Origin of the sequence: Mesorhizobium sp. M7A.F.Ca.CA.002.15.2.1, from assembly GCF_003998715.1 — a bacterium.
Lineage (GTDB): Bacteria > Pseudomonadota > Alphaproteobacteria > Rhizobiales > Rhizobiaceae > Mesorhizobium > Mesorhizobium ciceri.
In genome coordinates this window covers 1-9,622 of record NZ_RZPI01000145.1, presented here as the reverse complement: position 1 = coordinate 9,622, position 9,622 = coordinate 1, and the positions used below count along the sequence as shown (strand labels likewise).

Annotated in this window: 10 protein-coding genes and 1 pseudogene; 8 read left to right on the top strand and 3 right to left on the bottom strand. The window is 62.9% G+C overall.

The window, feature by feature from the left end:
- From ENZ74_RS11180 to ENZ74_RS11170, 3 genes are all read left to right on the top strand, one after another.
- Positions 1–1,066: 3-hydroxyacyl-CoA dehydrogenase NAD-binding domain-containing protein (locus ENZ74_RS11180; protein WP_245470944.1), on the top strand; the 1,066-nt coding region annotated here is incomplete at its 5' end.
- Positions 1,067–1,148: 82 nt separating this feature from the next.
- Complete coding sequence (locus ENZ74_RS11175; protein WP_013533656.1) at positions 1,149–1,799, top strand: helix-turn-helix transcriptional regulator; 651 nt, start codon at positions 1,149–1,151, stop codon at positions 1,797–1,799.
- A 9-nt stretch (positions 1,800–1,808) separates the two neighbouring features.
- Positions 1,809–2,651, top strand: a complete 843-nt coding sequence (locus ENZ74_RS11170) for a thermonuclease family protein (protein WP_348630692.1) — start codon at positions 1,809–1,811, stop codon at positions 2,649–2,651.
- Here ENZ74_RS11170 and ENZ74_RS11165 read toward each other — a convergent pair.
- Positions 2,617–4,263 (bottom strand): lysine--tRNA ligase, encoded by a 1,647-nt coding sequence (locus ENZ74_RS11165; protein WP_063170009.1) that lies wholly within the window; start codon positions 4,261–4,263, stop codon positions 2,617–2,619. The two genes, ENZ74_RS11170 and ENZ74_RS11165, sit on opposite strands and share 35 nt — an antisense overlap.
- A 165-nt stretch (positions 4,264–4,428) precedes the next feature.
- On the opposite strand from ENZ74_RS11165, the gene ENZ74_RS11160 reads away from it, so the two are divergent.
- Positions 4,429–4,836: a tellurite resistance TerB family protein gene (locus ENZ74_RS11160; RefSeq protein WP_127389928.1), complete on the top strand. Its 408-nt coding sequence runs from the start codon at positions 4,429–4,431 to the stop codon at positions 4,834–4,836.
- A gap of 12 nt (positions 4,837–4,848) precedes the next feature.
- On the opposite strand, the gene ENZ74_RS11155 is transcribed toward ENZ74_RS11160, so the two are convergent.
- Positions 4,849–5,697, bottom strand: coding sequence for a transporter substrate-binding domain-containing protein (locus ENZ74_RS11155; RefSeq protein WP_063170010.1), 849 nt, complete (start codon positions 5,695–5,697; stop codon positions 4,849–4,851).
- A 249-nt stretch (positions 5,698–5,946) separates the two neighbouring features.
- On the opposite strand from ENZ74_RS11155, the gene ENZ74_RS11150 reads away from it, so the two are divergent.
- From ENZ74_RS11150 to ENZ74_RS11140, 3 genes are all read left to right on the top strand, one after another.
- A complete protein-coding gene (locus tag ENZ74_RS11150) occupies positions 5,947–6,678 on the top strand; it encodes a LuxR family transcriptional regulator (RefSeq protein ID WP_013533651.1) in 732 nt (243 codons plus the stop codon).
- A 96-nt stretch (positions 6,679–6,774) separates the two neighbouring features.
- The gene (locus tag ENZ74_RS11145; RefSeq protein WP_013533650.1) at positions 6,775–7,413 is read left to right on the top strand and encodes an acyl-homoserine-lactone synthase; all 639 of its coding nucleotides are present in this window, start codon (positions 6,775–6,777) and stop codon (positions 7,411–7,413) included.
- Positions 7,414–7,427: 14 nt separating this feature from the next.
- Entirely contained in the window at positions 7,428–8,177 is a 750-nt protein-coding gene (locus ENZ74_RS11140; protein ID WP_013533649.1) for an enoyl-CoA hydratase-related protein, read from the top strand.
- Positions 8,178–8,225: 48 nt separating this feature from the next.
- On the opposite strand, the gene ppk2 is transcribed toward ENZ74_RS11140, so the two are convergent.
- Positions 8,226–9,134 (bottom strand): polyphosphate kinase 2, encoded by a 909-nt coding sequence (gene ppk2 / locus ENZ74_RS11135; RefSeq protein ID WP_013533648.1) that lies wholly within the window; start codon positions 9,132–9,134, stop codon positions 8,226–8,228.
- 121 nt (positions 9,135–9,255) lie between these two features.
- Here ppk2 and ENZ74_RS11130 point away from each other — a divergent pair.
- Positions 9,256–9,622 (top strand): annotated as a pseudogene (locus ENZ74_RS11130) (two-component sensor histidine kinase); the annotation flags it as partial.

Sequence of the window (9,622 nt, the reverse complement as noted above, 5' to 3'; positions counted from 1 at the left end):
GGACAAGGACAAACTGCTGTCGCTGATCACGCCGACGGCGGACTACGCCGACCTTGCCGGCTGCGATCTGGTGGTCGAGGCGGTGTTCGAGGATTCGGGCGTCAAGAAGAGCGCCACCGAACAGGCGGAAGCCGGGTTGAAGCCATCGGCGATCTTCGCGTCGAACACCTCCACCATCCCGATCTCGTCGCTGGCCAAGAATTCGGCGCGGCCGAAGAATTTCATCGGCATCCATTTCTTCTCGCCGGTCGACAAGATGATGCTGGTCGAGATCATTTTGGGCAAGAAGACCGGCGACAAGGCGCTGGCCACCGCGATCGACTTCGTTCGCGCCATCAAGAAGACGCCGATCGTCGTCAACGACACGCGCGGCTTCTACGTCAACCGCTGCGTGCTGCGCTACATGTCGGAAGCCTACAAGATGCTGATCGAAGGTGTGCCCGCGCCGATGATCGAGAACGCGGCGAAGGCAGCCGGCATGCCGGTCGGCCCCCTGGCACTGACCGACGAAACGGCCATCGACCTTGCCCAGAAGATCATGAAGCAGACCATCAGGGATTTGGGCGACAAGGCGGTCGATCCCAAGCAGATGGCGCTGATCAACACCATGGTCGACGATCACGGCCGCTTCGGCCGCAAGAACGGCAAGGGGTTTTACGATTATCCGGCAAAGCCCGCCAAGAAGAAGCTGTGGCCGGGCATCAGGGATCTCTATCCGCAGCTTGCGCCCGAGAAGGTCGATTATGAGGAACTGCAGCAGCGGCTGCTGGTCACCATCGCGCTGGAAGCGGCCCGGGTGATGGAAGAAGGCATCGTCACCGACCCGCGCGAGGCCGATGTCGGCTCGATCCTCGCCTTCGGCTTCGCTCCCTATACCGGCGGTGCGCTGTCCTACATCGACGGCATCGGCGCCAAGGCGTTCGTCAAGATCGCCAGAAACCTGCAGAAGAAATACGGCGCCGAGTTCAAGGCGCCCAAGCTGCTGCTCGACATGGCCGAGAAGGGTGAGAGCTTCTATCAGCGCTTCGATCCCTATGCGAAAGGCGAGACCAGGAAAGCGGCGTGAGTAAGCCTTGCACTGTGGACAAGATGGCGGTCCGGGGTTAGAACAGGGAAGGTATTTTTTCCTGTTCAAAGGAGAGCGACACATGCTCTCGCATGACCGTGTCTGGGCTGCCATTGATGCTCTTGCCGAGCGCTATTCGCTTTCGGCCTCGGGGCTGGCCAAGCGTGCGGGGCTCGATTCCACCGCCTTCAACAAGTCGAAGCGCCTGTCGTCGGATGGCCGGCCGCGCTGGCCCTCGACCGAATCACTGGCAAAGATTATGGAGGCAACGGGCGCTTCCCTCGACGAATTCACCGGTTTGATTGAAGGTCGGGCCGGGGCCAGCCATGCGGCTTCGGTCGCCCGCCGAAGCTCCGTGCCGCTGCTCGGCTTTGCCCAGGCCGGCGCCGGCGGCTTCTTCGACGATGCCGGCTTTCCAGCCGGGCAGGGCTGGGATCTGATCGAACTGCCGACGCAATCGACCGAGAGTTCCTATGCTTTGCAGGTGCAGGGCGATTCCATGCTGCCGCTCTACCGCAATGGCGACGTCCTCATCGTCGAACCGGGCGCCGTTACCCGCAAGGGCGATCGCGTCGTCGTCAAGACCACATCAGGCGAAGTGATGGCCAAGGTGCTCGAGCGCCAGACCGTCAGGTCGATTGCGCTGGTCTCGCTCAATCCCGATCATCCCGACCGCGATATTCCCATGCGCGATGTCGAATGGGTGGCGCGGATTGTCTGGGCAAGCCAATAGGTCAAGCTGGTGCGGCTTCTCCATCATGCGCTGGCGGTTCTGATGGTCCCTGTGATGGCAGCCATTGTCGTCACTGGCGGTCACACTCTGAAAGGGAGTGAAAGCGTCATCACCGTGGACCAGCTTGATCCGGGCGCCGATGCGATGGCGCAGCAGGCTGCCGGGACGCTGCCCGAGGAGCCGGCCACATCGGCCATCGCAGCTCCGCAGCCGGCGACGCATTCGAGGGCGATCGATCCCGAAATCGTCGCGCCGCCGGAACTGCCCGCCGACGGGCTTGAACGGATCGAGCCGCGCGAGCCGCTGAGCAAACTCGCGCTGGCCGTGCCGCCCAAGCCGAAAAGGCCTGACGACTGGAACGGCACAAAGCTGTTCCAGCCGGTTGCGCCGGCCGCCGGCTTGATCGAGGCGAAGGGCTACTCGGTCGCGGTTTCCGGCATCGACATCGTCAGGCAGGACGAGATTTGCAGCGAGGACGGCAAGTCCTGGCCGTGCGGCGTCCGGGCGAGGACAGCGTTCCGCGCCTTCCTGCGCGGCCGCGCGGTGGTCTGCACGGTGCCGCCGCAGGGCGGCCGCGACCTGATCGCAGCCGAGTGCCGGATCGGCAAGCAGGATGTAGGTCAGTGGCTGGTCGAAAATGGCTGGGCGCGCGCCGCCAAGGGCGGCCCCTATGTCGAGGCCGGCGACAAGGCGCGCATGGGCAAGAAGGGCATTTTCGGATCGGCGCCCGATCTGTCGGGCATGCCGGCGATGCCGGCCGCGCCAGGCCCGGCACCTCAGGCGCCGGGTTCGATCCTGGAAGAGGTCGACGGCGTGCTCAAGCCAGCTGACCAGCCAGCGCCCGCTCAATGAGCGCACGCGTCTCGGCAACGCCGTAGAGTGCTGCGAACGAGCCGAAGCGCGGGCCGCGCTCCTGGCCGATCAGCACCTGGTAGATCATCTGGAAGAAGGCGCCCGATACGCCGGGGCCGCCTTCCGGGCTCTGCTTGGAATGATCCTGATAGCGCTCGATCCTGCGTGCGACGTTGAGCGAGGCGTTCTGGATCGCTTCGCCGCTGGCGTCCGCCGGCAGCGCGCCAAGTGCTTCGTCGAGGGCTGCCAGCGCTTCGCGCTCGACCTCGTCGGCGGGCCGGAAGGTTTTCGTCGGCTTCACGAAATCGTCGAAATAGCGGATCGCATGGCCGACCAGCCGGTCGAGCTCTGGATGCGTCGCCGGCGTCACGCCTTGCGTATGACGTGAAATGAACCCCCACAGCACATCCTTGTTCTGCGCGTTGGAAGCGCTGACCAGATTGAGCAGCAGAGAGAACGGCACCGGCATGTCGATCGCTGGCGGGTTGCCGTCATGCATATGCCAGACCGGGTTGCCCAGCCGCTCCTTCCAGTCCTGGCGGGGATAGGCGGCGAGGAACGTGTAGTATTCATCCACGGCCCGCGGGATAACGTCGAAATACAGCTTCTTGGCCTGCCGCGGCCGTTGGTACATGTAGAGCCCGAGGCTTTCGGTCGGCGCATAGGTCAGCCACTCGTCGATGGTCAGCCCGTTGCCCTTCGACTTCGAGATCTTCTGGCCGTTCTCGTCGAGGAACAGTTCGTAGACGAAATGCTCCGGCGCCCGTCCGCCCAGAATGTTGCAGATACGGTCGTAGACCACCGCATTGGTCTGGTGGTCCTTGCCGAACATTTCGAAATCGACGCCAAGCGCTGCCCAGCGCATGCCGAAATCCGGCTTCCACTGCAGCTTCACGCGGCCGCCGGTGATCGAAAGCGTGGTCTCGGTGCCCTCGTCGTCGAAGGTGATGGTGCCGGCTTTGGCGTCGACATGCTTCATGGGCACGTAAAGCACGCGGCCGCTCTTCGGCGAGATCGGCAGGAACGGGCTGTAGGTCGCCTGCCGCTCGGGCCCGAGCGTCGGTAGCATCACCGCCATGATCTGCTCATAGCGCTCGGCGGCGCGCTTGAGCATCGCGTCGAAACGGCCGGCCTTGTAGTATTGCGTCGCGCTGGCGAACTCGTAGTCGAAGCCGAACGTGTCGAGGAAGCGGCAGAGCATCGCATTGTTGTGGTCGGCGAAGCTCGCATAGTCGCCGCCGAAGGGGTTGGGGACCGACGATAGCGGCTTGTGCAGATGCGGCTCGAGTGCGGCGCGGTCCGGCACGCTGTCGGGTATCTTGCGCATGCCGTCCATATCGTCGGAAAAGCACAGCAGCTTGGTCGCGACCTTGTCCTGCGTCAGGACACGGAAGGCATGGCGCACCATCGAGGTGCGCGCCACCTCGCCGAACGTGCCGATATGCGGCAGGCCGGACGGCCCGTAGCCGGTCTCGAACAGGACTGTTTGCGGAAAGTCGGCGCCTTTGTAGCGCTCGATGATCTTTTTGGCTTCCTCGAACGGCCACGCCTTGCTTTCGGTCGCGGCCGCCAGCAGCTCGGGGTTGAGATCGATGATGTTTGATCCCGCCATGTCACAGTTTTCCAAATCATCTGCCGGCCCGAAGGCGGGCCGCAGCAAGGGTTTTTCAACCGGTCTCTAGGCGTGCAGCGCCGGAGCGTCAACGCGTGCGGCGCTTTTTCCTTGCGGTGCAGAACGGGCGTTCCTAACTTCGAGGCCCGGTTCAAGGAGAAAAAATTGCCGACACCTCATGAAGCCCTGATCTATCTGATGGTCATCACCTCGGCCTCCGACCGCGACATGACCGATGTTGAACTGGCGCGGATCGGCGAGGTCGTCCGCTCCTGGCCGGTGTTCGAGGACTTCAACCACGACAGGCTGGTCGGCGTCGCCCAGGGCTGCCAGAAGCGCCTGCACGAAAAGGATGGGCTGGAGGGCGTGCTGGCTGAAGTCGCCGAGGTCTTGCCCGAGCGGCTGCGCGACACCGCCTATGCCGCCGCCTTCGAGGTTGCCGCCGTCGACCTCGAAATGCGCATGGAAGAGGTGCGGGTGCTGCAGCTGATCCGGCGTCAGCTCGATCTCGACACGCTGACGGTTGCTGCCATCGGCCGCGCGGCCAAGGCGCGGCTGCGTACCCTGACCTGAAAGTCCTTGGCTTTAGAAAAAACTGACGGGGAAATAGCGCAGATAAAATTCGGCGAACGTGCCTTTCATTGAAATTTCCTGCAGCGCGTAGTCGATCGCTGCGGCCAGCGCCGGATTGTCAGCCTTGGTGGCGATGGCCATGCCCGTGCCCAGATATTCGGGCGCCAGATAGGGCCCGCCGGCAAAGCGGCAGCAGCCCGCCGCGTCCGAGCCGCCCAGCCAGAAAGCCAGGCGCATGCCGTCGCCGAAGGCGGCGTCGACCTTGCCGGCCTTGAGATCGGCATACAGTTCTTCCGGCCTGTCGAAAGGGACGACCTGGACCGTGTTGAAATAGTCGCGCAGCATGCGCTCATGCGCCGAGCCTGATATCACGCCGACACGCTTGCCGTGCAATTTGTCAAAGACGGGCTCGGTCAGCGCCTTGCCCTTCGGCATGATGAAGCGCGCCGGAAACTGCAGATAGGAGCGTGAGAAGGCGTAGGTCGCGCGCGATTCCGGTGTGGCGGCGATGCCGGCGATGATCGCCTCGCCTTCGCCTTTCCGCAGTGCGCCTTCCAGCTCGGCCCAGGGCAGGGCCTGGATCTGGCATTTTTCGACAATGCCAAGCTCGGCGCAGATGGCGCGTGCCAGATCGATGTGGAAGCCGGACAGCTTTCCCGCACCGTCGAGGAAGTTGAAAGGCGGGAAGTCCGTGGTGGTGAGGAATCTCAGCCGGGGCAGCTTCGAAAGGTCTGGCTTGGGCAGCCGCTCCTTGGCATCCCACAGCACCGGAACCTGAGGCGCCGCGGCGCGCGCACCGTCGGCGAACGACAGCAACCCGATCAGCATCGCAAAGGCGAAGGACCTCCACCGGAACGCCAAGATAAAACTCAGCCACAGTCGTGCTCGCACCGGTTTTGGTACGAAAATGGTACAGGCACAATGGTTTTTGATTTCAACACGCCGATTTCAGGATATGATTTAGCCGGTTTGCAAATCAGCTTCGGTCGCCTCGATGAGAGGGAGCCACAAAATAAGTATGCGATTTGCAATCCGTGGTCGGTGGCGAAGTGTAAATCAGGCACGCATCATTGGCCGCAATGCACAAGGCAACATGGGGTTGATGTTGCGATGGGTCAGTTCGATCGCACGCTGGAATACATAGACCAACTGCAGCACGCCGCAACGGCGGCGGCGGTCTGCGAAAGGCTGCTGGGCATAACATCGGATTTCGGTCTCACCGCACTGATGGCGGGAACCGTCCCGCAGCCAGGCACGCCGGCCGGCCAGCAAAAGCAGCATGTGCTTCTCTGCGATTGGCCTGGCGAGTGGCTGGAGCGCTATGTCGCGCGCAACTATGTCGATCATGACCCGGTCGTCAGCCATATGAAACAGTTGCAGGCGCCCTTCCAGTGGCACGAAGCGTCCCAAGGCATCCGCATAGACAAGAGCAGCGGCGAGGTGATGGGCGATGCCGGCGCCTTCAAACTGCGCGATGGGTTGGCCTTTCCGCTGATCACGCTCGACGGCCAGATCGTCATGGTGTCGCTGGGCGGCGAGGCCGTGGAATTGTCCGCCGCCGAATTCGGCCAGGTGTCGCTGGTCTCGACCTACGCGGTTGGCCGCGCCATGCAACTCCACACCATGGCGAACAGGACCATCGATCATATCGTGCTGACGCCGCGCGAGCGCGAATGCCTGCAATGGGCCGCCGTCGGCAAGTCCGAATGGGAGATTTCGCAAATCCTCGGCATTTCCGAACACACCTCGGAGAAACATCTTCTTAACGCCAAAAGCAAACTAGGTGCCGTCAACAGGGTGCAGGCCGTCGCGGAAGCGATACGGCGCGGCTACATTAGTTAGGTCGGCCGTGCCGACCTGAAATCCTTGCCTACGCGATCACGCAATTTTCTCATCAAAGCACGGCCGTATCTTCCTCTGAACGCAGGAGACGGCGGAATGCTTTTTTCCCTTACAACCCAGGAATTGATGGAACGTCCCGACCTTTGGGAGGCCGTCCATCGTTTGCGCTACAAGATATTCGTCGAGGAGATGGGGTGGGATGACCTCAGACGCCCCGACGGGCTCGAACTCGACCAGTTCGATCACGACGAGGCGGTCCATCAGATCGTCATCAGGGGCGGTGAAGTGGCGGGTTATCAGAGGATGTTGCCGACGACGCGGCCACATCTGCTGACCGAGGTCTTGACCGATCTTTCCGAAGGAACGCCGCCGTCGGGTCCAAACATCTGGGAATTGACCCGCTATGCGGTGGCTCCCGGTTTTCGCGATGGCCGTCGCGGCGTTTCGACCGTCGGCACCGAACTGATTGCCGGTTTCGTCGAGTGGGGGCTGAAGCGCGGCGTCGACAAGGTGATCATCGAGTTCGAGCCGATGTGGGTGCTGCGCGCCTTGCAACTGCATTTCCTGGCGACCCCGCTTGGCTATCAGCGCACCTATGGCAACCAGCAGGTGGTCGCCACCTTGCTGACCTTCAACGAGCACACACTCGATGTGGTGCGGTCGCGCCGCAATCATTTTGCTCCCGTGCTGGCCAGGGGATATCCCGACATGCTCGGGCAAAGGCGTGCGTCATGAGATCGGAGACAGTCATGAGCACACATCCGCAACCTGAACTTCGCAACCACACGCTGGTGGTCACCGTGTCGTCGAGTGACGGCCGGCCGGTGCTGGACAGGAGGGCCTATGAAAGCCTGGCAAGGACCTTCCATGAAGCAGCCGACAATGAGGAGGTTCGCGTCGTCGTCTTGCGCGGCCTGGCAGGCTGTTTCTGTCTGGGCGGCGACTTCTCCGAATTCCTCGACGCCACCAAGCACCAGAAACTGATCGCCGCCGTCACCGACCTGTTCCGCACGCTGGCGACGTTTCCAAAGCCCATCCTTGCCTGCGTCGATGGCGATGCCGTCGGTGTCGGCTGCACCATCCTGTTCCATTGCGACATGGTGATCGCGTCCGATGAGAGCACGTTCAGGGTGCCGTTCGTCGATTTCGGCCTGGTGCCGGATGCGGCGACCAGCATCCTGGCGCCGCAGAAGCTCGGCTACGCCGGTGCCTTCCGCTTCTTCTGCCTCGGCGACACGCTTCGCGCCGAAGATGCCAGGGCGCTCGGCCTGGTCGCGGAGATCGTGCCGGGAGGCACCGTCGAGGAGGCGGCCCTTGGTCGGGCAAGACAGCTCGTCAAGAAGCCGGTCGCCGCCCTGCTGCAGACGCGCGGCCTGCTGAAGGGGAACACCGAGGCCCTCTGCGATCGCATCGATCAGGAGATCTCGCTTTTCCAGCAGGCGCTGCAGGATGATACGACGCTGCGGCGATTGCAGCGTATCGCCAGGCTGGCGGCTTAAGCATCATGATTGCGTCGCGCGGTTCCTGCCGCGCGACGCAAAAAAGCGTCAATCCTGTTTTCCCAGGAATGACGGCCCTTCGCCGATGATCTTCTTGTCTTCCTTGCCGATGATTTCGAGATCGCGCCCCTCATAGGGCAGAGACGACAGGATGCGCCGCATGACCGCAAGCCGCGCGCGCCGCTTGTCATTGGCCCGTACGATGATCCACGGCGCGAATTCCTTGTGGGTGCGCTCGAACATTGTGTCGCGCACCTTGGTGTAGTCGTCCCACTTGGTGATGCCCGCAACGTCGATGGGCGAAAACTTCCAGCTCTTCAGCGGGCTGTAGCGGCGGTCGTGGAAGCGCTCGAGCTGCGTTTCCCGGCCGATGTTCAGCCAGAATTTGAAGAAGTGAATCCCCTCGTTGGAGATCATCCGCTCGAAATGCGGCGTCTCGTCGAGAAACTGCTCGTGCTGCTGCGGCGTGCAGAAACCCATCACCGGCTCGACGCCGGCGCGATTGTACCAGGAGCGGTCGAAGGTGACGAATTCGCCTGAAGTCGGGAAGTGGTCGACATAGCGCTGGTAGTACCATTGCCCCAGTTCGGTCGGGGTCGGCTTGGTCAGCGCCACGTTGCGTGCCGTGCGCGGATTGAGGTACTGGCGCACCACGAAGATCGTGCCGCCCTTGCCGGCAGCGTCGCGGCCCTCGAACAGCGCCATCACCCGTTTGCCGGTCGACTGCAGCCAGGCCTGCGCCTTGACCAGCTCGATCTGCAGCTTCTCGAGCGTCTCGTCATACTCATCACTTTTCATCTTCTTGTCGTAGGGATAGCCGCCGGCAGTCAGCTTGTTGTCCTCGACCCAGTCGGGAAGCACGGGGTTTTCGATGTCGAACTCCCGTTCCTTGCCGCCGATCCTGATCTTCAGCGGCCCCGAAGTTGGCGCGGCGGGACTTTCCTTGGCTTTTTTCATCGAGACGAACCCTTTCCAGCTTCCGGACTCATGCTATGGGGAGCCTCCGGAACGGTCTAGTGGAAGTTTTTCCGCCACCGTGGACCGGGTGCGAAGGCATGGGGTGCGGGCCCGCGGGCAGATGGCTGACCTGGACACAGAGCAGAGAGGCATCGCGCAAACCATGGCCGCACGGCTGTGGAACAGCCGCTGGCTGCTTGCGGCCGGCGTCGTCGCGGTCGTCGCCGTTTATGCCTTGGCCGGGATTTCAGCCTATGTCGTCCTCGCGGCGCTGCTGTTGCTATTTGCAGCGGCAATACTGCCGGCCGCCGGCGCGCGCCAATCCACTGGCAGCGGAGCCGCCATCGAGGCCACCGGCCTGCAGAGGCTCTCGGGTGAATATCTGGCCGCCGCCGTCGCCGATCCGCTGATCATCTTCGACCGGGCTGCCACCATCGTCCATGCCAACGCCGCCGCCTTCGCCGCTTTCGGCGGCATCGCGCCAGGCA

Bases quoted from the DNA above. Each gene is read 5' to 3' on its own strand.
- ENZ74_RS11175 (WP_013533656.1), top strand. From the start codon at position 1,149: ATGCTCTCGCATGACCGTGTCTGGGCTGCCATTGATGCTCTTGCCGAG.
- ENZ74_RS11165 (WP_063170009.1), bottom strand. From the start codon at position 4,263: ATGGCGGGATCAAACATCATCGATCTCAACCCCGAGCTGCTGGCGGCC.
- ENZ74_RS11150 (WP_013533651.1), top strand. From the start codon at position 5,947: ATGGGTCAGTTCGATCGCACGCTGGAATACATAGACCAACTGCAGCAC.
- ENZ74_RS11145 (WP_013533650.1), top strand. From the start codon at position 6,775: ATGCTTTTTTCCCTTACAACCCAGGAATTGATGGAACGTCCCGACCTT.
- ENZ74_RS11140 (WP_013533649.1), top strand. From the start codon at position 7,428: ATGAGCACACATCCGCAACCTGAACTTCGCAACCACACGCTGGTGGTC.
- ppk2 (WP_013533648.1), bottom strand. From the start codon at position 9,134: ATGAAAAAAGCCAAGGAAAGTCCCGCCGCGCCAACTTCGGGGCCGCTG.